Annotated in this window: 17 protein-coding genes; 5 read left to right on the forward strand and 12 right to left on the reverse strand. The window is 35.1% G+C overall.

All coding sequences use genetic code 11. The features are described 5' to 3' along the window. The first annotated feature begins 76 nt into the window (after positions 1-76). From H600_RS0104380 to H600_RS0104390, 3 genes are read left to right on the forward strand one after another with little or no spacing between them, the layout of a single operon-like run. On the forward strand, positions 77-1084 hold the full coding sequence (locus tag H600_RS0104380) for an isoaspartyl peptidase/L-asparaginase family protein (RefSeq protein ID WP_026727650.1): 1008 nt from the start codon (positions 77-79) through the stop codon (positions 1082-1084). Between the two features lie 39 nt (positions 1085-1123). Beyond that, a complete protein-coding gene (locus H600_RS21840; protein ID WP_084157348.1) occupies positions 1124-2566 on the forward strand; it encodes an alpha-L-fucosidase in 1443 nt (480 codons plus the stop codon). Between the two features lie 54 nt (positions 2567-2620). Then, positions 2621-4747, forward strand: a complete 2127-nt coding sequence (locus H600_RS0104390; protein ID WP_026727651.1) for an alpha-L-fucosidase — start codon at positions 2621-2623, stop codon at positions 4745-4747. Positions 4748-4841: 94 nt separating this feature from the next. On the opposite strand, the gene H600_RS0104395 is transcribed toward H600_RS0104390, so the two are convergent. The 7 genes from H600_RS0104395 to H600_RS0104425 form a co-directional block, all read right to left on the reverse strand. After that, a complete protein-coding gene (locus tag H600_RS0104395; protein ID WP_026727652.1) occupies positions 4842-7082 on the reverse strand; it encodes a GH92 family glycosyl hydrolase in 2241 nt (746 codons plus the stop codon). 4 nt (positions 7083-7086) lie between these two features. Then, complete coding sequence (locus tag H600_RS0104400) at positions 7087-8571, reverse strand: alpha-L-fucosidase (RefSeq protein ID WP_026727653.1); 1485 nt, start codon at positions 8569-8571, stop codon at positions 7087-7089. A 19-nt stretch (positions 8572-8590) separates the two neighbouring features. Then, positions 8591-10912 (reverse strand): glycoside hydrolase family 20 protein, encoded by a 2322-nt coding sequence (locus H600_RS0104405; protein ID WP_026727654.1) that lies wholly within the window; start codon positions 10910-10912, stop codon positions 8591-8593. A gap of 5 nt (positions 10913-10917) precedes the next feature. Continuing rightward, complete coding sequence (gene lacZ, locus H600_RS0104410; RefSeq protein WP_026727655.1) at positions 10918-14064, reverse strand: beta-galactosidase, LacZ type; 3147 nt, start codon at positions 14062-14064, stop codon at positions 10918-10920. A 55-nt stretch (positions 14065-14119) separates the two neighbouring features. Continuing rightward, positions 14120-15187 carry a carbohydrate-binding family 9-like protein gene (locus H600_RS0104415; protein ID WP_026727656.1) on the reverse strand — a complete coding sequence of 356 codons (1068 nt, stop codon included), beginning with the start codon at positions 15185-15187 and terminating at the stop codon, positions 14120-14122. Between the two features lie 7 nt (positions 15188-15194). Beyond that, the gene (locus H600_RS0104420; protein WP_026727657.1) at positions 15195-16160 is read right to left on the reverse strand and encodes a glycoside hydrolase family 130 protein; all 966 of its coding nucleotides are present in this window, start codon (positions 16158-16160) and stop codon (positions 15195-15197) included. A gap of 242 nt (positions 16161-16402) precedes the next feature. Next, the gene (locus tag H600_RS0104425) at positions 16403-18280 is read right to left on the reverse strand and encodes a sodium:solute symporter family protein (protein WP_026727658.1); all 1878 of its coding nucleotides are present in this window, start codon (positions 18278-18280) and stop codon (positions 16403-16405) included. 387 nt (positions 18281-18667) lie between these two features. On the opposite strand from H600_RS0104425, the gene H600_RS0104430 reads away from it, so the two are divergent. Both H600_RS0104430 and H600_RS0104435 read left to right on the forward strand, forming a co-directional pair. After that, entirely contained in the window at positions 18668-19726 is a 1059-nt protein-coding gene (locus tag H600_RS0104430; RefSeq protein ID WP_026727659.1) for a sensor histidine kinase, read from the forward strand. A gap of 66 nt (positions 19727-19792) precedes the next feature. Next, complete coding sequence (locus H600_RS0104435) at positions 19793-20506, forward strand: LytR/AlgR family response regulator transcription factor (RefSeq protein WP_026727660.1); 714 nt, start codon at positions 19793-19795, stop codon at positions 20504-20506. A gap of 8 nt (positions 20507-20514) precedes the next feature. Here the strand turns inward: H600_RS0104435 and H600_RS0104440 are convergent, their stop codons facing one another. From H600_RS0104440 to H600_RS0104460, 5 genes are all read right to left on the reverse strand, one after another. Beyond that, positions 20515-20847 (reverse strand): 2Fe-2S iron-sulfur cluster-binding protein, encoded by a 333-nt coding sequence (locus H600_RS0104440; protein WP_026727661.1) that lies wholly within the window; start codon positions 20845-20847, stop codon positions 20515-20517. Beyond that, positions 20844-21197, reverse strand: a complete 354-nt coding sequence (locus H600_RS0104445) for a DUF488 domain-containing protein (RefSeq protein WP_026727662.1) — start codon at positions 21195-21197, stop codon at positions 20844-20846. The genes H600_RS0104440 and H600_RS0104445 overlap by 4 nt, the downstream gene beginning before the upstream one ends. 130 nt (positions 21198-21327) lie before the next feature. Further along, a complete protein-coding gene (locus H600_RS0104450) occupies positions 21328-22272 on the reverse strand; it encodes an ROK family protein (protein ID WP_026727663.1) in 945 nt (314 codons plus the stop codon). A 261-nt stretch (positions 22273-22533) separates the two neighbouring features. Further along, positions 22534-23517, reverse strand: a complete 984-nt coding sequence (locus tag H600_RS0104455; RefSeq protein WP_245176535.1) for an ROK family protein — start codon at positions 23515-23517, stop codon at positions 22534-22536. A 54-nt stretch (positions 23518-23571) separates the two neighbouring features. Beyond that, positions 23572-25032, reverse strand: a complete 1461-nt coding sequence (locus tag H600_RS0104460; RefSeq protein WP_026727665.1) for a glycoside hydrolase family 125 protein — start codon at positions 25030-25032, stop codon at positions 23572-23574.

Below are 25032 nucleotides of genomic sequence, written 5' to 3' on the forward strand. Positions count from 1 at the left end.
TCTGAAATTGCGCTATTTACAATCAAAAAACAAACTACTTTCTGATTGAATTCAGTCAGATTAAATAAACAAAGACATGACAAATCGTAGAAATTTTCTAAAAACAACAGCAATCGCATCGGCTGCTGTTGTATTGAATTCTTTCACCGGAAATGCGGAAGAACTTAAAGAGGAACATAATGAACTTCCAGAAGGAAAAGTTAGAAAACCAATCGTACTTTCAACATGGCGTTTTGGCCTTCAAGCAAATGAAGCCGCTTGGGAAGTATTAAAAAATGGCGGTAGAGCTCTTGATGCCGTAGAAGCCGGCGTAAAAGTTCCAGAAGCTGATCCTAAAGAAAGAAGTGTTGGCTACGGAGGAAGACCAGACCGTGACGGACGCGTAACGCTGGATGCGTGTATCATGGACGAAATGTCAAATATTGGTTCAGTGGGTTGTCTTGAACATATAAAACATCCTATTTCTGTTGCTCGTGCTGTAATGGAAAAAACGCCTCACGTTATGCTTGTTGGTGATGGAGCGCTTCAATTTGCTTTGTCACAAGGTTTTCAAAAAGAAAATTTATTGCTTCCAGATTCAGAAAGAGAATGGAAAGAATGGCTAAAAACTTCAGAATATAAACCAATTGCCAATATCGAAAACCACGATACTATTGGAATGATTGCTTTGGATGCTGCCGGAAATCTTTCAGGTGCGTGTACGACCAGCGGAATGGCTTTCAAAATGCACGGCCGTCTTGGAGACTCTCCTATTATTGGTGCTGGTTTATATGTTGATAACGAAATTGGAGCTGCAACTGCAACTGGACATGGTGAAGAAGTAATTAGAATTGCGGGATGCCATTTGGTTGTCGAATTGATGCGCCAGGGAAGATCGCCTCAAAAAGCTTGTGAAGAAGCAGTTCAGCGAGTAGTTAAACTGATGAAAAACAGAAACAAAAACTTAAAAGATATTCAGGTTGGTTTTATTGCTTTGAACAAAAAAGGAGATTATGGTTCATATTGTGTTCAGAGTGGTTTTAACTACGCTGTTTACGACGAAACTGGAAATCGTTTGATTGATCCTGATTTTTACATCAAATAATCATCTGTCAAAACCAATAATGATTTAACCAAAAACAAAATGAAAAATAAATTCAAGTTACTGTTTACCGCTTTAGTTTGTGCGGGCTCGTTTTCTATTCACGCGCAAGGCGACTTTAGCATGGAAGCAAACAAATCAGAAGAAGCTGGTTACGTTTGGACAAAAGATCCACAAGTAAAGGCCAATCTTGACAAATGGCAGGGATACAAATTCGGAGTTTTAATCCATATGGGACTTTACTCTCAATTGGGAACTGTAGAATCATGGGGATTGGCTCCCGAAGACTGGGTAACCAGAGACGGTTATGACGATTACTACAAATATGCCACTGATTACAGAAATACAAAATTCAAATTAAACCCAACGAATTTGAATTCTGAAAAATGGGCGAAGATGTTCAAAAATGCTGGAGCAAAATACATGATTTTTACTTCGAAGCATCATGATGGATTTTGCATGTACGATTCCAAATTTACTGATTTTAAAATCACAAATCCAGAATTGCCTTATGCGAAAAATCCAAAAGCGGATGTATTAAAAGATGTTTTAGATGCTTCAAGAAAAGAAGGACTGGCTGTTGGTGTTTATTTCTCAAAACCAGACTGGACAACTGAAAATTTCTGGTGGTCGTACTATCCGCCAAAAGACAGAAACCCAACTTACGATATTAAAAAATTTCCAGAACGTTGGAAAAGTTATGTTCAGTATACTCAAAACCAGTTAAATGAATTAACAACAAACTATGGAAAAGTAGATATTCTTTGGCTTGATGGATGCTGGGTTCGACCACTTTCTACAATCAACAAAAAGGTGGAAGAATTTTGTAAATATCCTTATGACATGGATATCGACATGAAATACATTTCTGAAACTGCTCGCAAAAAACAGCCAGGAATGCTTGTAGTAGATCGTTGGGTTCCGAGTGAATATGAAAACTATCTGACTCCAGAACAAAAAACTCCAGAAAAACCATTGACAGTGCCTTGGGAAAGTTGCATTACACTTGGTGGTGCTTGGGGATGGGTACCAAATGATCATTACAAATCATCAAAAGAAGTAATTCAGTTGATGACCAATATCGTGGTAAAAGGCGGTAACTTATTACTAGGCGTTGGACCAGATGCAAAAGGAGAATTTGATCCAAAAATTGAAACTACTTTAGCCAATGTCGGAAAATGGCTTTCGGCAAACGGGGAAGCAATTTATGATACCAAACCCGTTGCTCCTTATTTAGATGGAAAAGTGGGTTATACACAAAAAGGAAATGCAATTTACGGAATTTACATGCCGGCAAAAGATGAAAAAGAATTGCCAGCAGAAATTACCATTAAAACGGACTTAAAGAATCCAAAAATTACTTTATTAGCGAACAAACAAAAACTGATCAGCAAAAAAACAACTGGCGGGATTATTGTTAGTATTCCACAAAACCTTAGAACTTCTTTAATAAATTCGGAGGCGGTTGTTTTTAAAGTAAATTAAATAAATTCAAAAAAAACAGCACATTATTACTGACTAAAAAACCACAATGAGAAAATGAAAAAACAGCTATTAATGCTTTTTGGATGTTTGTTTTTTGCATCTGTAACTGCTCAAAAAGTAAGCGCTCCGGCGCCCTATGGAGCATTGCCAACCGAAGCCCAACTGCAATGGCAAGAAGTAGAACAGTACGTTTTAGTGCATTTTACGCCGACCACTTTTCAAAATAAAGAATGGGGATATGGGGATGCCGATCCTAAAATCTTTAATCCTACAAAATTTGACGCAAGCCAAATTGTAAATGCAGCAAAAGCGGGTGGCTTTAAAGGTGTCATCGTTGTAGCAAAACACCATGACGGATTCTGTTTATGGCCAACAAAAACAACAAGTTACAATATCAGCAAAAGCCCTTTTCGAAATGGAAAAGGAGATATGGTAAAAGAATTTGAAGTTGCTACTCGTAGTGCTGGAATGAAATTTGGTCTTTATTGTTCGCCTTGGGATCGAAATAATGAATTTTATGGAACGCCCGAATATGTTACTAAATTCCGTGAACAATTAACCGAATTATATTCCAATTACGGAAAATTATTTATCACTTGGTTTGACGGTGCTAATGGAGGTGATGGTTATTACGGTGGTAAAAATGAAAAAAGAAACATCGACCGTACAAAATATTACGACTGGGATAACACTTGGCAAATTTCAAGAAAACTACAGCCTGATGCGGTTATTTTTTCTGATATGGGTGATGTACGCTGGGTAGGAAACGAACACGGCTTTGCGGCAGAAACTTCTTGGGCAACTTTTACGCCGCTACCAATTGCTGGAAATACAGTAGCGGTTCCAGGAGCAACAGATTCTAGCAAAGCGCCCGAAGGAACTCGAAATGGCAAATATTGGAAACCTGCAGAATGCGATGTACCGCTTAGAAATGGATGGTTTTATCATTCAAATGAAGACAATCATGTAAAATCGGTTTCAGAATTATTTAAGATTTATATGAATTCGGTTGGACGAGGCGCTTGTCTGGATTTAGGACTTTCTCCAAATACAGAAGGTTTATTACATCAAAACGATGTTAAAGCGTTAAAAGATTTTGGTGACTTCTTAAAAAAACTATTTGCCGATAACCTAGCCAAATCTGCTGTGATTAAAACTTCAGAAGTTAGAGGTGAAAATGAAATATTCTTTGGAACAAAAAATCTTACCGACAATGATCGTTATTCCTATTGGGCAACTAATGATGATGTAAAAAAAGCATCTCTGACTTTAGAATGGAACAAAGAACAAACCTTTAATATTATTCGTTTAAGAGAAAACATCAAACTGGGCCAACGTATTGAAAAAGTTGAATTTGATGCGTTTTTTAATGGAAAATGGAAAAAAGTAGCAGAGGCAACCAGTATTGGGGCAAACCGCTTGGTTCGTTTGCCTAATTACATTTCAACTTCAAAATTGAGAATTCGTATTGAAGAATCTCCAGTTTGTATTGCTTTAAGCGATGTTGGTGTTTTTAGAGAGCCAGAACAATTGGCGCTTCCAAAAATAAAGAGAGATAAAGATGGAAATGTTTCTATTACGACTGAAACAGCTGTAAATAAAATTCATTACACAATTGATGGAACTGAGCCTACATTGCAATCTCCAGTTTATGAGCAAGCATTTTCATTTTTATCATCTGGTGACGTAAAAGCTAAATCTTTTGGAACAGATTTGAAATCAAGCGAAACTGTAATTCAATCTTTCAATGTCTGCAAAAAAGATTGGAAAATAGTAACTGCTACTTTTGAAAATGAGGAAAAAGAAAAAGCATCAAACGCTATTGATGACAATCCATCAACTTTCTGGAGCACTATGAACAATACATCGTTAACACATTTCCCACAAGTTATTGCAATAGACATGGAGCAAGAAATGGAAATTTCATCTTTATCATATTTGCCTCGTCAGAATAACACAGGTGGAATTGTAAAAAATTATCAATGGGCAGTAAGCACAGATGGTGCAATTTGGAAAACGGTTGCCGAAGGCGAATTTTCGAATATCAAAAGCAATCCTGTTGAACAGATTATCACTTTAAAAACTTCGGTTAAAGCCCGATTTATTAAATTTATTGGAAAGAGCAGTGAAGATGGAAATTACATTTCTGTTGCTGAATTGGGAGTAAACGCAAAAAACTAATAAAAAGAAATATTGCTTTTTTCAAAAAGCTATTTGCAAAGAAACAGGCCGTTCAAATGAACGGCCTGTTTTTATTTAAATCGTATTGATGCTATTATTCTTGAATCACTCTTAATGTTGTTCCGTTTACAAAATCATCATGCGACATAAAGAAACTGTTTAAGCTTTTCCCGTTTAACTGAATTTCTTTGATTTTTCCATCTTCATTTATTTCGCGTTCAATTACAATCTTTTCTCTCTTATAATACTTTGGATCCAGATGAATCGTTATTTTATCAAACATAGGCGTGGTAACCGTGTAAATTGGCTCTCCAGGCGTTATTGGATAAAATCCCATCATGGAATATACCAGCCAAGCCGACATTGTTCCCGTATCGTCATTTCCAGGCAGTCCTTTAGGCTCATTTTTGAAATATTCTCTCACTAATTTCCTCACCATTTCCTGGCTTTTCCATTCCTCTCCTTTTACATAATTGAACAAATAAGGATAAGCAATATCGGGTTCGTTTGCCATGTCAAATTGTTTGCTATCAAAGACTTTTTGCAACTGCTCAGAGAAAGGTTTATCCCCGCCCATTAACTTCATCAATCCTTTAATATCATGCGGTACCATAAAAGCATATTGCCACGCATTTCCTTCGACAAAACCTACATTTGCTTGAAAATTTGCTCCCGCTGCTGGATCAAAAGGCTCATACCATTTTCCGTTAGCTAATCTTGGTCGAAGCAATTTTAAATCTTTATCATATAATTTTTGGTACGATAAGGATCGTTTAGCAAAACGTTTATGATCTTCTTTTTCGCCTAAAGCTTTCGCCAAAAGTGAAATCGCATAATCTGACATATTATATTCTTCTGTTGTAGAAACTGGCCCAGAATAATTAGTTGACAAATATCCTTTTTCGATATATTCTTTAAGTCCCGGGCGCAAAGGATTATTTTCCGTTTGATCGGCACCTTTTAACATTGCGTAGTACGCCTTGTAAATATCAAAATCCTGAATTCCTTTTAAGCAGGCATCTACAATAACAATACTGGCGGGATCTCCAACCATGGTAAAGGTTTCTGTTGAATTTAATTCCCATTTTGGCAACCAGCCATTTTCGTCATACATTTTCAACATACTTTTAATCATATCCGATTGTTGCTTAGGATAGACTAAAGACATTAAAGGGTGCATATTTCGATAGGTATCCCACAGCGAAAATACCGTATAACGTGTTCCTTCAGTTTTACCAATTTCGCTTCTTTTTATTACCGGATATTCGCCATTAATGTCATTTAAAGTGTTCGGATGTATTAAGGTATGATACAACGCAGTGTAAAAAATAACTCTGTCTTGATAAGAGCCACCTTCTACCAAAATCTTCGAAAGTTCCTTATTCCATTCGTCGTATGTTTCTTTGTAAATAGTATCAAATACTTTATTTCCAGTTTCTTTTTCTAAATTTTCGCGCGCATTTTCTATACTCACGTAAGAAACTCCAATTTTGACCTCAACTGTCTCCTTTTTATCAAACTGATAGGAAAAATAACTCCCAATACTATCTCCAACAACTGTTTTGATCGTATTCTTCATCATTCTTGTTTTCCCGTTGTAGCCCATCCATTGCGCTTCTACACCTTCATATTTTGGTGTTTTTTTCCAAACGCCATAGTTAGTCGCTGGTTTTGAAAATTTTGCTACAAAATAAACCGGATACGCATCCTCCGGACTGTTATAACAAAATGAGCCTACAGAACGCATCCCTTCGATTTCTGTTGAAGAAACTACTTTTATCATCGCGCCTTCTTCATTGGTCAATCCCAAACCAAGATTCAACAAGATATTGGCTTGACCTTTTGGAAATGTGAATTTGCTTACTCCTACTCTTTTTGATGCTGTAAATTCGCCTTTAACTTTATATTTGTCGATCTCGACTCCATAATAAGCTGTTTTGGCTACTTCTTTAGAATAAGTAGATCCGTATTTTAAGTGATCCGTTTCTACATTTCCTGTGGTTGGCATTAATAAAATAACCCCCAAGTCAGGGCAACCAACACCACTCAAATTAACATGACTGAATCCTGTCAAAAATTTATTCTCATTTACGTAAGGATTAGACAACCATTGACTGTCTTTTTCCAAAGGCTTGTTTTGAGGCCCAGCAACATTAAACGGACTAATACTCGCCATTCCCCGAGGCGCAATTGGACCTGGAAATGCGGCTCCATAATTTGATGTTCCAATTAATGGATTCACATACTCTGCCGGTTCCTGGGCAGAAACAGTTAAACTAAAAAACAGCATGCTCATAAAACATGCTGCTTGTATAATTCTTTTTTTTCTTAACATAGTGCTATTTGTTAATCGCTTCGATTTTTAAAGTCCAAGCTTCTTTTGAAGGAAGATTGTTTCGCAGACTTTCCGGAATTTGAACCTTAAATCCCTGCGTTTCCTTCGTCCATTTTAAAGAAGTTTTTGAACCCAACATCGTAATTTTAGTTCCCTTTTTCGGACTAATAGATTTTACTGTTACCTCTGCAGGAATTTTGTCTTCTCCATCTTTAGCCAGATAGAACAAAAATACATTTTCTTCTTTATTCTGCGTCATACAAATGTTATCTTCTTTATAAGGCGCAATTGGTTTTGTATTATAAATTGCTGTACTGTTTACTTTCATCCAATCTCCATAAGCTTTCAACAAATCGTAAGCGCCTTGTTGCCACTCACCTTCCGGGCTTGGAGCAATGTTCAACAATAAATTTCCGCCTTTTGCGACAACATCAATCAGCATGTGAATTCCTTGTCTTCCTGTCATGTATTTGGCGTCAGGCGTATACGACCAGCCACCACCTGAAGTAATACAAGATTCCCACGGATATGGCAATGTTTTTTCTGGCACTCGGTTTTCTGGAGTCAAATAGTTTTGGTTTTTGCCATGAACAGCACGGTCAACGACAATCAATCCTGGTTGTTTCTGACGCGCTTTCACAACCAACTCATCCATTTTAGGATCTTGATCGACAACTCTATGTTTTATAAAACCGTTTTTAGATTCGTTTTCGGCAAATTTCTCTGCATAGTTTTCTTTTATGTTCTGCAAATCTCTCTTTTTAACCCATCCGCCGTCTAGCCACAAAATATCAACTTTTCCGTAATTCGTCAAAATTTCCAAAATCTGATTGTGTGTGAAATCAACATATTTTTTCCATTTTTCTGGATACAGTGACGGATCATAATTTACGTTTCTGTCAAAAGGAGGAAAATACGGATCCCAATAATTTTCATTGTGCCAATCTGGTTTAGAAAAATAAGCTCCCGTTGAGATATTTTCGTTTCTGAAAGCATTAAACACTTCTTTTAAAATATCTGCTTTTGGATTTGTGCTAAAAGGACAATCTTTGTCAGTCACTTTATAATCCGTAAATTTTGAATCAAACATCGTGAATCCGTCATGATGTTTTGTGGTAAAAACCATGTATTTCATTCCGGCTGCTTTTGCCGCTTTTGCCCATTTCGCAGGATCGAATTTTGTTGGATTAAATGTTTTTTTCAATCCTTCATACTCTTTTACATATTCTGTATAATTGTTCGGGTTGCCCCCTTTTTTTCGTTCGCACCAACCATAATCTTCTGGGCAAATCGACCAAGACTCTACAATTCCCCACTGACTGTAAGTTCCCCAGTGCATTAAAAGGCCGAATTTTTTACCTTGCCACTCTTCCAAATTTTTTAATACTACAGGATCTGTTTCTGGTACATAACGCTCATCTTCATAAATCGCCTGCGAAAACAATTGCACCGAAAATAAAAATGACAAAATCAATATTCCTTTTTTCATATCTTACTTTGCTTACTTTTTAATTCACTAAAATTTCATCTACAAACAACCATGAACTCTCGCCTCTTGGACTTTTTTTCAAATTCACTCCAATCACTTTTACATATCTCGCATTTTGCTGTTGGAAACTGATTTTAAAATCTTTCAATTCTGAAATTGGATTTGCAGTATACTGACGTGATACTTTTCCAACCTCCTTATAATTAATGCCATCAGTTGAAATCAATACTTTTATTTGTATCGGAAAAAATATTCCCGCACCTTGACTCTCTAAAGTTCCAACTGTAACTTGCTTAATACTCTCAGGTTTTTCGAAATCGACAACCAATTCCATATCATTTACAAGCCACGCCTGCCATTGTCCATCATGAAAATTTTTAGAGCCTCGAATAGTGTTTACCATCGTAAAAGGCCCAGCTCCAGTATAACTTTTATTGTAAGGCGTTAAATAATTGACTTTGTGCGCAACCGCTTTATGAAATACAATAGTATCTATAAATGTTTTCCCTACAGGTTTATCATCTTGAAAAAGCGAAGCTTTTAGAACTGTAGTTTCTTTAAACTGAATCGGATTCGTGTATTTTACAGCATTCTGTCCGACAGTATTATTCCCTAAAACGTAACGAATATCTGGATTTGGGAACTCATTTTTTAGCGTCACATTTACTTGTTTGTTAGCTAAATCGGCAGTTGAAGAAGCAGTCACCAAATAAGCGCTTTTCGCATAATTTATTCCCAGATAATCATAACGTTTGAATAGCGAAGTTAATCGCGTTGTAAAATCATTCCAATTACGGTTTTCTTTCGTACTCCACAAAACTTCAGATAAAGCAGCCAATCTCGGAAAAATCATATATTCAGAATCTTTGGGTCCTGGAAGAAATTCTGCCCATAAATTTGCTTGTCCGCCCAAAACGTGCTTTGCTTCAGTAGCCGACATAGTCGAAACAACAGGATCAAATTCATAAACTTTGTTTAGTGGATTATATGCATCAAAAGCTAAAGGCTCTTCGTTTTGAGGTCCTTGGTAAAAATTAAAATAACAAGGTGATTCAGGCGTCATAATCACATGATGTCCTTGTGCTGCCGCTTCAGTTCCGCCTTTAGTTCCTCTCCAGCTCATTACTGTTGCTTCAGGCGCTAAACCTCCCTCTAAAATTTCATCCCACCCAATAAGTTTCTTGCCTTTCGAATTGATGTATTTTTCCATTCGCTTAACAAAATAACTTTGCAGTTCATGAATATTTTTCAATCCCTGATCTTTCATTCTTTTCTGGCAATGTGGACATTTTTCCCAATTGGTTTTCGTAGCCTCATCGCCTCCAATATGAATATATTTTGAAGGGAAAATAGTCATCACCTCATCCAAAACGTTTTGAAGAAATTCAAATGTATTTTCTTTTCCTGCACAATAAATATCTGTAATTGGCCATAAACCACCAGAAGGAACACCAATGCGCTGATCGAAACAAGCCAGTTCAGGATAAGCGGCAATAGCACTGCTTACGTGCGCTGGCATTTCGATTTCAGGGATTACTTCAACATTTTTTGAAGCGGCATATTTTACGATTTCTTTTAATTCTTCCTGGGTTAAAAATCCGCCATAAGTTCCCTTTTCATCTGGATTTGTAACCAATCTGGCATTCCATGCTAAATTTTCCTGATCAACTCTCCATGCGCCAACTTCGGTTAATTTTGGGTATTTTTTGATTTCAATTCTCCAACCTTGATCATCGACTAAATGCAAATGCAACACGTTCATTTTGTGCATTGCCAAACGATCTATTGTAGATAAAATATAGTTTTTATCGAAGAAGTGACGCGACAAATCCAGCATCAAACCTCTATATTGAAAACGTGGTTCATCTGTAATCGTAACATTCGGAATCTGCCATTTTGCAGATGTTATTGCATATTTGCTCTCTATTGCTTCTGGGAGCAATTGTCGAACGGTTTCTAAACCATAAATAAAACCTGCATTTCCGTTTGCAGTAATCACGATACTATTCGGATTTACTTCTAATTTATATGCTTCTTTATGAAATGAAGGGTCAACTTGAAATCGAATAAAATTGCTTTTTGGTGCTTTTGCCGCAATAACGGGACGCCAGCCTGCTGCAACGCCGAATTTATTGATTAATGCGTTTGAAATTTCCTTTTGAAAATCTGTGTTAGCTACAAAAGTTGTTTTGTTTGAAAACACAAAAGATCCCGGATATAAAATCATTTGATTTGGTTTTGGAATGATTCCGTAATCGTTTTGTACCGTTTGTTGCTGACCATAACCCGAACTTAAAACCGCTAAGAAGATTAATATGAATATTGACTTTAATTTTCTCATAATTATTATTTTAAAGATGGTGTTATTTTAAATTGATACTGATAATTTTTGTCTTGCAAAAGATATTGCTTCATTGGCCATGCTTGCCAGCTGTCAATACCTCCAACGCCCATTTGTTTATAATCGATTTTTAAACTTGTTAAATCTCTTTCCTGCAATTCAGCTGCGTGTCTTTGATCTTTTTCTAAGCCATCATCTAAATCTTCGTTTAAATAATGAAGCGCTGTAATTGCTAAAAATTTATCCGAAGTCACGGTCAATTTCAGTTTATCTCCTGTTAACTCCAAAAATCGAATATCGGTTTTATTTCCTGTTTCCTGCGGACGAATGTATGGATAATATTGCTCAGAAACCGTCTGGTTGTAAAGTCCGACTTTTGAACTGTAATTTCTGTCAATATAATTTTCATGTGGTCCTCTTCCGTAATAGGTCATATTGCCAAAATCTTTCGGAACAATAATTTCCATTCCAAATCTTGGCAACATTGGCTGTTCTTTGGTTTTGTCGATCTTTAATTCTTCTTTTACACTTAATTCTCCGTTGGCGTTAAGCTCGTAATTTAGTTCTAAAGTAGAAGTAACTTGTGGCAAACTATATGTCGATTTTACCAAAATCGTATTATTTTTTGTAACAGAAAACGTCCAATTTATCAACGTTGGATTTTCTGTTGCTTCTTTCCAAGCTACTAAATTTTTCTGGAAATTTGCTCCAAAATCATTATCATTTGGCGCTCTCCACAAATTTGGACGCAGCTGATAACCTTCTTTTATAATTGGCAAATTTTGGAAAGAATATCCGTTTATAAAACCTGTTTTTTTATCAAAGGCAATTTCGGCATTTTCACTTTTAAAAACCGTACTATTTGCTTTTTTTTCTACCGTTATTTTTCCGTCGCCAGCAATTTTAATATCATTTTTCCATTCGCCTTTATAGGCCAATTGCTCCGTTGCGATTTCTAAACCTTTTGGCAAAAGTGGTTCAGCATCTTTTAAGGTATACGTAATATTTACAAATGCTTCCTGAAACTTTTTGTCTGCCAATTTAATTGGCAAAGCATAGGTTTGAGATTGATTTGGAAGAATATCTAAATTATCAATAACTCCAGTTTCTTCTGTTTTTCCATCCAAAATCAATTTCCAATGCAGTTTTACATTGCTTAAATCTTTAAATGAAAACTCATTGTAAACTTTAATAGTTGCCGTTTCTTTATTTTCCCAAGAAGTCAAAATATTTTGCAACACATTTCGCATTTCAAATGCATGCGGATTTGGTTTTCTTTCGACCGTAAATACTCCGTTGTTTACAAAGTTGTTGTCGCTTTTAACATCTTTTGGCCCAAAATCACCGCCATATGCTAAAACTGTAATTCCGTTTGGCAATTTTTTATAAACTGATTGATCAACCATGTCCCAAATAAATCCGCCTTGAAAATTTGGATATTTTCGGATAACGTCCCAATAATCTTTAAAATTCCCCATAGAATTCCCCATTGCATGCGCATATTCGCATTGAATGTAAGGTCTTGACGGATTTGGGTTTGCAAAAATATATTCCTCCATTTTATCAGGAGCACTGTACATTGGATCAATAATATCCGAATCCCATTCAAATTTCAAATCTTTTCCGTCCCAAGCGCCAGCAGTTGCTCTTTCGTACTGAATTGGTCTTGATTTGTCTCGATTCTTAATCCATAAATAACCACGGTAAAAATTATATCCATTTCCGGCTTCATTCCCCATACTCCAAATAATGATCGAAGTATGATTTTTATCACGCTCGATCATACGTTGCATACGTTCTATGTGTGCCAATTCCCAGTCTGGTTTATTCCCTAACGTTTTAGTAATATCATAACCCATTCCGTGTGATTCGATGTTGGCTTCATCGACTACATAAATTCCGTATTTATCGCATAATTCATAAAAATATTCATCGTTTGGATAATGCGACATTCGCACGGCGTTGATATTAAATTCTTTCATCACTTTAAGATCCTGCTCCATTCGTTCTCTTGAAATCGTTTGTCCGGTAATAGGATCGGTTTCATGACGGTTCACGCCTTTTATGTAAATCGCTTTTCCGTTTACCAAAAGTTGTCCGTTTTTAATTTCTACTTTTCTAAATCCAATATTGTGATTAATTATCTCAATTACGTTTCCTTTTTTATCTTTTAAAAGAAAACTCACTTGATATAAATTTGGAATTTCGGCACTCCATTTTTTAGGATTATTAACAGCGAAATCAAAATTCATTTTTTTAGAATTACCTGAAAAAACTGCTTTTTTTGAGTCGATAATTTGGCCGTTATCTTTTAGTTGAACTTCAAAATTGTAAGCTTCCTTTTTATCTAAATCAGAGAAATCAGTTGTGATTTTTAAAGTTCCGTTTATGTAATTTGCATCTAAATCTGGAATAATTTCGAAATCATTTAAATGCGCTTTATTTCGGGCAACCAGATAAGAATCTCTTGTAATACCGCTCATACGCCACATGTCTTGACATTCGAGATACGAACCATCATTCCATTTCATTACTTTTAGAACAATTGAGTTTTTACCCGTTTTTACATATTTGTTCAACTTAAATTCAGAAGGCAATTTTCCGTCTTCGCCATAACCCACATACACACCATTTACCCAAACCGTAAGATTTGATTTTGCTGTACCAATGTGAAGAAAAATATCTTTTCCTTCCCAAGATTTATCAATTGTGATTTCTTTTCTGTAAACGCCTGTCGGATTGTATTTTGTTGGAACAAACGGCGGATTTGGCTTCATTAAATAATCAAAATCGTAGGTTGTATTTACATAAATTGGAAATCCATATCCGTTTACATCCCAACTTGCAGGAATCTTAAAATTATCCCAAGAGTTATCGTTAAAATCTGTTTTTTCAAAATCCTTTGGAAGATCATTTGGACTGTCTACATACTTAAATTTCCATGGCCCATTAATGTCAAGGTAATTCTTAGATGCTCTCCAGTCGTTTTTATTTGCTAAAGCTTCATTTTCAAATACGAAATAAGAAGCATGCATAGGTTCTCTATTCTCTTCGTTGATTTTTTCATTCTGCCAAAACGGAACTTTTTCCTGAGCATTCAAATTCAATGCCGAGGCAAATAATAGGGATAATATGGATATTGCTTTTTTCATTCTTTGGTTTTATTCTCTACATGCTCTTTTTTACACGTATGAAAATAATCATTTTTTATTTTGAGATTATTCTGCCGTCCTGTCTTATGATATAAGTTTGGTTTGAAAAAGGACTTTTTATTAAAATATTGTATCCTGATGAATGGTTTTCTATTACAGGTTTCAAAATTTTATTATCAACTACGATTGGTTCTTTTATAAGTTCTGTTGTCGATTTTGCCCAAGCTTTGTGTTTTCCATTATACTCTTTTTGAGCACGATACAAAGCATAAAGTTCCCATTTTATTTTTTCATCCTGCGGAATTACGAAAGTATCTTTCCCTTCTTTTGAAGAAAAATAAACATAGCCCCATTTTTCAGGTTCATGCATGTTGATAACGCCCATTGGCGACCAAACCCAATTGTATTCGGGAAGGAACTTTCCATTGGCATCTTTCTTTCGTTCGTATGTTCCATTTTTGATGGAATGTTGCCAATTTACTCTCGAAAAATTAACTCTCCAGAATTTATCAATTGGAACCACTTTATCAAAATAAGATGTTTTATAAGATGCCCACGGAATTGCCATTTCTAAAACCCAGCCTTGATCTGTATCATTCGGATTGTTGATTGTTCCATTAATCTTCACCGCCGATTTTAATCCCGGAATATCCCAGCCATTTGCCACAACAATATCTGACTCTCTGTAAGGCTTTGTCAAAAATAAATCCCATGCCGTGTTTAAAGCGTTTATTTCTAATTCGTAATAATTGTATGTATCATTATCTGGATCAATGAAAACTTCAAAATCATTATTATAAAAAATGATTGTATCACGCTGTTTCAAATTAGCCCAAACGTGAGGTTCTTCCATTTTTGCCAAAATATAGAAATTGGTTTCATCCCAAAGCATTTTGACTTTCGTTGCATATTTTGGTTTTATGCCATTTTCTATATCTTCAAAAAGATCCGTCCAATCTGCTTTACTCCATGCAGCGTCAGTATCTTCTCCGTCAATTGCAATTGAAGTTGTTGTTTTGGATGCTACATACGTTTTAGGCACAACTGTCTTTCTCGATTGTGAATGTGCTATAATCGAAAGAAATCCTAAAGCGATTGTTAAACATTTAAATTTTAAATTCATCGCTTTTTTATAAACTGTTATCTTTTGTAAACTGAACTACTTCGCTTAATTTTCCAAAAGCAATAGCCACCACAGTATCGGCTGCACCATAATAAACGGCTAATTTATCTTCTTCAGTATCATGCAAAGCAGCGCATGGAAAAACAACATTTGGAACATCGCCTACCATTTCGTAAAGTTCTGCTGGCCCTAACAAATAAGGCTGTGTTCTGTATTTTACTTTATCTGGCGAATCGACTTCTAAAAGTGCCGATCCCATTGCATAACGGAAACCGTTGCACGTATTAATAACGCCATGATAAATCATCAACCAGCCTTCGTCAGTAAGAATTGGGATTGGTCCTGCACCCACTTTTGTACATTGCCAAGCACTGTCTTCAAAAGGAGTCGGTTTCATAACCAAACGGTGTTCTCCCCAATATTTCATATCCGGACTATAACTGATCCAGATATCTCCAAAAGGTGTGTGCCCATTATCACTCGGACGACTTAACATAGCATATTTTCCGTTGATTTTCTGTGGAAACAAAACTCCATTTCTGTTAAAAGGCAAATAAGCATTTTCGCATTGGAAAAATTCTTTAAAGTCAAAAGTATATCCAATTCCGATTGTTGGCCCGTTATAACCGTTGCACCACGTAATCCAATAGCGATCTTCGATAAAAACCACACGCGGATCGTATTTATAAGCAGACTCGATCATGTCTGTATTTCCGGCTTTCATTTCGATTGGTTCGTGGTTGATTTCCCAATCTATCCCGTTTTTACTAAAACCAGCAAAAATATTCATTTGAACTGCTTTGTTATCACATCTGAAAACACCCGCAAAACCATCTCCAAAAGGAACAACCGCGCTGTTAAAAACACTATTTGATGACGGAATGGCGTATCTTTCTATAATTGGATTGTTAGAATATCTCCACATTACATCGTTACTGTTTTCGGGTCTGTCTTGCCAAGGAATACTGCTCATTTTTTCTAAATTTTTGCTTATTATTTTTAATTATTCAAACATCAAAAAAGGCATTTTATTTCTTTAAGTGATGTTGAAATTGTTTCTTATTTTTCTTTTAATTGAAACACTTAGAAACATAGTTTTTAAAATTAAAAAAAAGGTTTCGGTCAGTCCAAAAGACAGCATGTGTGGAATCTTTCTTTTGTCATTTTTCTTTTCTAAAAATAAAAGCCTATGTTTCTATGTGGATCAAAATTTATTTATTCTTCAATTTTTCGGACTTTATCCAACCACGTAAATTTCAGGATGGTAGTCGTAATCAGAAAGACAATTAATGCTATAATTGCTTTTGGATAATCTTTGATGATAAAGAAAATCGGAAGCAAAATCATGCTCGACTGCCATACAATCCCAATTGCACAATTCATCATGTCTCGACCAAAATCCTTGTTTTTTTCAAAAGTCGGATCTTCCGCTTTTAATACTTTATAAACCGGATTCCAGAATCCCCAAGGTCTTACGTTAGAATAAAACGATTTTAATACTTCCATTTCTGTTGGCTCACTTAAAAAAGTTCCTAAAACACAACCCAAAATCGAGAAGCCAAAAATTAACGGAAAGAGATAAATGGCTTGTACATGTGATAAGTTGTATAAAAATGAACCTTCCGTTAAATTGGCTTGATTCTGGCCTAAAATAAATTGCAATGAAGCGATAATCAATCCGGCAAACATTCCCCAGAAATAACCCCATCCATTAAAACGCCACCAAATCCATTTTAAAAAATTGGCTGCGACATAACCTCCATAAAGTGCGCTGGTAATCCATAAAGTCAAGGAGTTGATTGAATCAGCAAAAAAGCCCATAAAAACTCCTAAACCCACCACCAAAAAAGAGGAAATTTGGCTCACTTTGATGTAATGTGCATTTGTTGCTACGGGTTTGAAATATTTTTTATATATATCGTTTACGATGTAAGCCGGCCCTGCATTTACAAAAGCTGAAAATCCAGACATAAACGCTGCTAATAATCCCGCCAGCAAAAGTCCTTTTATTCCAACAGGAATATATAAATTAACCACTTTTGGCATTAGCAATTCCAAATCAGCTCCTGTCAAACCTGTGTTTGCATTTAACTCTGGCGCAAGATTTACCAATGCAATTACTACGATTCCAGTAATCAATAAATATCTTGGAATGAATAAAATCAAGTTGGTAAAACCACTCATATATGCCGCTTCTTTAACTGATTTTGTCGAAAGAATTCTTTGCAAATCATAACTTGGAGTTGGTCCGGCCACACTTGCGAAGAATCCTTTGAATAAAGTCATTCCGATGAAAGCGCCAAACATTTTGTATCCTTCAGAATCAATTAAATTATTGAATGTCTGAAATTTATCACTCCACTGGGTTTCAAACTGCCATCCGAAAAAAACATTTTTCCATTCTTCTGTAATTACCGAATTGATTTGAATATCAGTATAATTTACAAAAGCATAACCTGCAATCAGCGTTCCTGCCGTAATCATAATTAAATATTGCACTACTTCGGTCGCTACTACAGAAAACATGCCGCCTTTAACGGTATAAATTGTCGTTAAAAATATAATTAGTAATGCGTAAGAACGCTCTGAAGTCAAGAGTACTAAATCGCCATAATGAAGCGTTAAATCCCAGGGAAGAATAATGGTTACAAATTTCCCGATTCCTTCAAAAAAGTAAGCAATAAAACCAATTGTAGAAATAATGGCAAAAATTGCTACGATAATATGAGAGGCTTTTCCGGCTCTGTCGCTTCCAAAACGGGTTAAAATCCATTCAGAACCCGTCATTACTTTGGATTTTCTGATCCAAACGGCGAGAAACATCATCACGAAAATCTGGTTCCAAATGGGCCAAAGCCACATAAACATAAAACTTTTGACACCGTATAAAAACAAAACTCCAATCATCCATGAAGTTCCTGAAACGTCAAACATTCCGGAGCCGTTACTTAATCCTAAAAAATACCATTTGATTGTTTTTCCGCCGAGAAAATAATCATCTAAGCCTTTTGATGCTTTTCTTGAAATCCAAATTCCTATTCCTACAGAAAGCACGATGTAGGCAATGATGATCGCTATGTCAATGATATTCATTAAATTTTATGGTATTAGCTGGTTAGTTGATTTTGGTTGGGGCATTCGAAACGACCATTCATAATGGCCGATTTTCATCATTTCTTATTCAAGAAATGCAGAAAAAGAAAAAGATTTAGAAGAAAGTAATTCTACATTGATTTTAGAATTCTCAAGAAAAACCTGTTGATGATGCGGTATTGACTTTTGGTAAGCATAATGATATTTTATTAAGACTTTATTATTGTTTATAATAAATTAGCGTTGACAAAAACTAGTTAACTATTATTTTTATCTAATAATTTAACTTTAAATTTATACAAAATTGATTTTTGCTTAAAGTAATTTAGACAAACGACATCTAAACGAAGACAAACATCAAAAAAAGTTACAAAACGTAGTATTATTATGAATTTCAGTTCGAGCAGATTTTATTCGATTCCCTTGCGCTACCATGTGTTTTTCTGGTTGACGTACTTTTTATTCAATACTTTCCGCTGGGGAATTTATTTTAACGATTACGTCTATTCATTCAAAAGTAATTTATTAGGATTTCCTATTCACATGACTTTATGTTATCTGAATATTTTGCTTTTTATGCCGTATTTGGTTTATCGTAAAAAATACCTTTTATACATACTCGCCGTTTTGACATCTATATTTTTAATGGTTGTTCTAAAATTCAATCTTACTTACTTGCTGATTAATCATGATGTTTGGCCCGAAGGCCCTACCAAAATTGACAAACTGACGCTTACTTACACGATCGACATGATGATTGGGGAACTTTACGTAATTACTTTTGTGACAGCGATTAAGATTACATTGGATTTTATGAAAGAACAAAAAAGAGTTGTCGATCTGGAAAAATCACAATTAGAAACCGAATTGCTTTTTCTGAAATCTCAAATTTCGCCTCATTTTCTTTTTAATACGCTGAACAACATCTATTCCTTAGCCGTTGAGAAATCAAACAAAACCCCAAGAATAGTCACAAAACTTTCTGAACTAATGCGTTACATGCTATATGAAACAAAAAACAGAAGGCAGAGTTTGGAAAGTGAGATTATTTGCATTCAAAATTATCTTGATTTGGAACGTATTCGAAATGACGACCGACTGGAAATCAATATGTCCATTTCGGGCGATATTCATGATAAAGAAATAGCACCAATTATCCTTTTGACTTTTATTGAAAATGCTTTTAAACACGGTGTAAACAAAAACACAGGAAAAGTAGTGATTGATATTGATTTTAAAATAAAGGGAGATTTTCTGCATTTTAGTGCTTCAAATCCACAACCAGAAGTTACGCTTCATGAAGACAATTTCAACATTGCTAGTGGCATCGGAATTGAAAATGTAAAGAAAAGACTGGAATTAGGTTACAATAAAAACGAGTATAATCTTTCTTTTAAAAAGAAAAAGAATATTTTTGTTGTAAAGCTTAAAATTAAAGTCACTTAGCACGACTTTTGCTGTGTAAAAACAGTACCTGCTAAATTATTTTGCGCAAAAAATAATAATAAAAAAATGAAAGTAAATTGTTTGATTATTGATGATGAGCCTTTGGCAATCAATGTTATTAAAAATTATTTGGAACCCCTTGAAGATTTTGAGGTTCTAAATACTTTTAGCAACCCGATTGAAGGCTTGAATTTTTTAAAAAACAATAAAGTCGATGTCATTTTTTTAGATATCAATATGCCCGTTTTGGATGGTATCAATTTTATAAAAAGTCTTGAAAATCCGCCGTTAGTAATCATTACCAGCGCTTATAGCCAATTTGCTATCGAAACTTATGAACTTGATGTAGTAGATTTTTTAGTAAAACCAATTGAATTCCCAAGACTTATGAAAGCCTTAAACAAGGTGAGCAAACGTCTTGAAACTATAAACAATATTACACCTGAAAATACCGCAGACCATCCTTTCATCTTTGTCAAAATTGACAAAAAGAGAATGAAAAAGATTTTCCTGAATGAAATTTTGGTGATCGAAAGTCTAAAAGATTATTTAAAAATCAGTACACTCACCAACAAATACATAATACACAGCACTTTATCTGACTTTACCGATTTATTGCCGGAGCGAAATTTTTTAAGAATCCATCGCTCTTTTACAGTTGCGATAGACAAAATTGATGCCGTTGAAGGAAACAGCATCGAAATTGAAGGCCTTAGATACGTTATTGGAAGATCGTATATGGAACATGTGAAGCAAAGAATTTTAAATTCTTCTACATAAATAAAAGCTTATAATTCAAGAATTTCAATTTTGGCACCTTCTAAATCAGCAGTAATATACAGCTGACAAGATAAACGTATATTTTCCTGATCAAAGCCTAATTTCGATAAAGTTTCAGGTTCATTACGGTCTTTTTTTTGCGAATTCCCTGTAATATCATCTGCTTTTACTACGCAAGTTGCGCATCTGCCCACACCTCCACATTGGCCAAACTCATCCAAAAAAAGTTTATCTTTCAGTAAAAACATTAAATTAGGATATTCGCCAACAAAAGTTTCGATAGTTCGAATTGTACCATTTTCCATTACAGTAAAACTGATTTTCTTTCGCTCCGTAATCATTTTCCTTTTTCTAAAAAACTTTTCAAAATTACAGCATGATTGATAACCGGATCCTTTGCTGCATATAACAAAGTTAAAGATTTCTCTTTTGCAATATTCTTCAAACGCGTTACTTCTTCAGTTTTAGTTTTTAATTCTTCCAGATATCGTTTCGAAAATTCCTTGTAGCGTTCTTCCTTATGAGCAAACCATTTGCGCAATTCTGGCGAAGGCGTTATTTCTTGATCCCATTCGTCAAAATGCAAATCTTCTTTTTTCATGCCACGCGGCCACAAGCGATCAACTAATATTCGATATGTTTCGTCTTTTGTCTTGGCGTCGTAAACTCTTTTTAAAATTATATCTTTCATTTTCTACTCTCAAAATTCACAAACAGGATCGAATCTGGAAAAATTCAGAATACGATTCTAGTTTCATAAAGATACAAATAGAATATTTCTCTTAAAAGAAATCGACGCTATGCATTTGCAAAAGAGCATATTAAAAATTTGGCAATTCATGTTTAATGCGTTCCCAAAAAACGTCGTTGTACAAATAACTTGATCCGAGAATACTCGTTTCTTCCGTTTCATCAATAATAGAAATGGCAAGATCAATATCTCTGTTTTTAAAATTTTCTTCTAATTTGGATAAAAACAGCTTGTATGATTTAGCAATATTGCCACCAATCACTAATAAATCGGCATCAAAATTTATAATATACGGCGATAAGAACTCGGACAAATTATCTGCAAAACTGTCAAAAATTTTAGCTGTAGAATGGTTTTCCAAACCTGCAATTTCCTTAACGCCATCTTTTGCGGTTATACCAGAAGCATTTTCGTATTCTTTTAAAAACCATCGAGTCGAAAAGTAATTATCTGCAATATCATCTTCAAATGGTTTGTCCCATAAACAGCCATTGTCAGGAACATTCAAACCTTGCGTCAAAGGCAATTTATCATCTAAAAAAGTAGCACCAAAACCAGTTCCTAAAGTTATCGCAATTACTTTTTCATGGTCTGAACCTGCTATTTGCTTTAAAGTACTTCCAACTCCAAAACAACTTGCGTCATTTAAGAATCTAAAACTTACATTTTTGTTTTTGATGTATTTTAAAAGTTCGTCAGAAACCGAAACATTAAATAAAGCTTCAAATTTATTATTGCCTTTGAACATTGCAACACCAGATTCATATTCAAAAGGGCCAGGCATTGAGAAAGAGATTCCAATCATTTCATTTTCTGAAATCAATTCATTTTTCTCAATAACCCCAATAGTTTGATTAATTGCCTCTGCCCATTTCTCAAAAATTGTTTCTTTTGATGCCATACAATCGACAGCAGAGCAAAAATAAGTGTCGGGCATTATTTTAAAACTTTCGCTATCAACTGCCGCACTGCTTACGTGGCTACCTCCAACGTCCACGCCTATAATTATTGCCATTTTTGTTCATTTTAATTGTTTAACCGAAACCGACACTTTGTGCTCCTAACACAATGTAATTAAAGCATTTCCACATGAACTTTTTATTACTAAGCATCATTTCAAACTTAAACAGAAAGATTCTTATCTAACAATGATATATTGTCAAATGGCGGTACTAAATAATATGCTTTTCAATGACTTTTAGTTTTGGAAAAACAAAAAACACCATTCTGCATTAGAAATACAAAATGGTGTTTTTTTATATGAATTAAAGTCTAATTACATTTTATAAAGCATACTTGCTGCTCCCAAAAGAGCCGCTCCTTCATTATCTGTAGAAATAACGACACTAACTTCTAGACCGTTTTCTTTAATTTTTTGATTAAAGGCGGAAAGAAAGAATTCACTTCCATTTGCAATTTTTCCTCCAATGATAAAATGATTTGCACCGAATTTAGTGAGCCAAGGAATTACAACCTCTGCCAAGTCCTCCCCCATTTGTTCAAAAACTTTTATGGCAATTTCATCTCCAGCAAGTGCCAGGTTATAAAGTTCTAAACCATTTTTCAACGTTTTTCCTGTAAAAGTTTTATAACCTCCCAAAAGTCCGCGCGCCGAAACATAATCTTCTGCAATACCGTCTTTGAAAGGTAAATTATAAATTTCTCCGTCAGTAGGAACTAATTCTCCTGTTGAAACCGAAACGCCTTTATCAATGAAACAAGCACCAAGTCCAGTACCAAGCGTCACTGCCATAACCTTTTTAGAAAGATTTGCGGCATCTTTAAAAACTTCGCCTTTTCCAAAGCAAACGGCATCATTTTCAAAAAGAATTGGAAAATCACTAGACAAATTAAGCGTTCCCTGAAACAAATAACGAACATTCAAACCATAAAAATGCTCATATTTAGATTGATCTTTTATCCAGCAAAATCCATTAGCATAATCAAACGGACCAGGCATGCACACGGCAAGTCCTTTTACTTGTTCTACTTTTGAGTTTTCAATTGAAATGCGAATCACTTTTTCCCAAATAGTCATAACCTGATCGACTGGCAAATTAGAATCAAAAGATTCTTTATGTACCGAAAAGTCAATCATTTTCATATTCGCAATATCAATAATTGCAGCGGTAATATGTGTTCCTCCAATGTCGACTCCAACGGCATATTCTTTATTCATTTTTTCACTTTTATCTATTTTCTTAAAATCTGGCTTTAGCTCAATAATATTCATTTCATTCATAAACTTTTCCAATAGCATTTTGAAACTATAACTAATTTACCCTCTTAACTTCGTTTCTAATTTTTGAGGATTTTATAAATTTTTATCTTTTAAAATTTGTGGGTATTTGATGCTGGTGTGCACAATCATTTCTCCAAAAAGCGTATTGGCCCAAGCAAACCATTTTCGGGTAAACTTTGCAACATCATCTTTATGAAACGATTCGTGCATGAAACCGGTATCGGCATTTGTTTTGATCAAATTGCTGATGCAGGCTTTGATTTCTTTTTCATCGACACTTGTAATGGCTCTCAAAACAATGCTCATTGGCCAAATTGTGTCGGCTCCGGTGTGCGGGCCACCAATTCCTTCCCCAGCTTTTCCTTTGTAAAAAAACGGATTGTTTTCTGAAAGAACCACTTTTCGCGTATTCAAATACAATGGGCTGTCTGGCTCAATTGCTCCTAAATATGGAAGCGATAATAACGAAGGAACATTGGCATCATCCATCATGTGAAAACTGCCGTAACCGTTTACCTCAAAAGCAATGATTTTTCCAAATTTTGGATGGTCGATAATTCCGTTTTCTTGTAAACCTTTCTGAACCTGATCTCTTAATTCTTTTGCTTTTGCAACCAAATCTTTATCCAACATGGCTGGCAAAGAGAAAATTTCGATCAAATAACCCAAAACTTCAATTGCAAACATATTGCTCGGAATCAAATACCCAAACAAAGTACTGTCGTCACTTGGCCTAAAAGTTGAAACAATCAAACCGCAAGGTTTTACCGGATATCCGTAACCGCTCAAAGGCACGCCATCAGTTGCCCAAGCCGTTTCTCTTTGAAAAGTGTACGGTCCTTTATCTGTCCATCTTTGTTGTTCATTAAAAGTCTGCAATACTAAAAGCATGGCTTCTTTCCATTGTTTGTCAAACAAACTTAAGTCGCCAGTTTCTTTCCAATATCCATGCGCCAAACGAATCGGGTAACACAAACTGTCAATTTCCCATTTGCGTTCATGAATTCCAGGTTTCATTTTGGTCAAGTCATTTTTCCATTCGCTTACTTTCGAGAAATCTTTATAAAAAGCGTTTGCATAAGGATCCAGCAAAATACATTTTGTCTGGCGATTGATTACACCTTTTACCAATTCAGCCAGTTTTTTATCTTCTTTCACAAACGGAATATAAGGCCAAATTTGAGCCGTACTATCGCGAAGCCACATTGCATCGATATCTCCTGTAATTACATACGTATCCGGTTTTCCGTCGATAATTTCGAAATCAACTGTGGTATCTAAAGTATTTGGAAAACAGTTTTCAAACAACCAAGCCAATTCTGGATTCGCAATTTGTTTTTTGATGCGTGTAATTGCCGCTTCAATTGCAGGACTTGTAAATTTTCTTTCAGCCAAGGGAGGTCTCTTGCTGATAAAATCTTTTAACGCAAAATCAAACACATTTGACTGTGAAGCAAAAACATCTGTTTGAATCGCCAATAGTCCAGCTGAAAAAATTCCTGCATTTTTTATAAATTTTCTACGTGACTGCAT

It is taken from the genome of Flavobacterium denitrificans DSM 15936 (assembly GCF_000425445.1).
GTDB classification, from domain to species: Bacteria; Bacteroidota; Bacteroidia; order Flavobacteriales; family Flavobacteriaceae; genus Flavobacterium; species Flavobacterium denitrificans.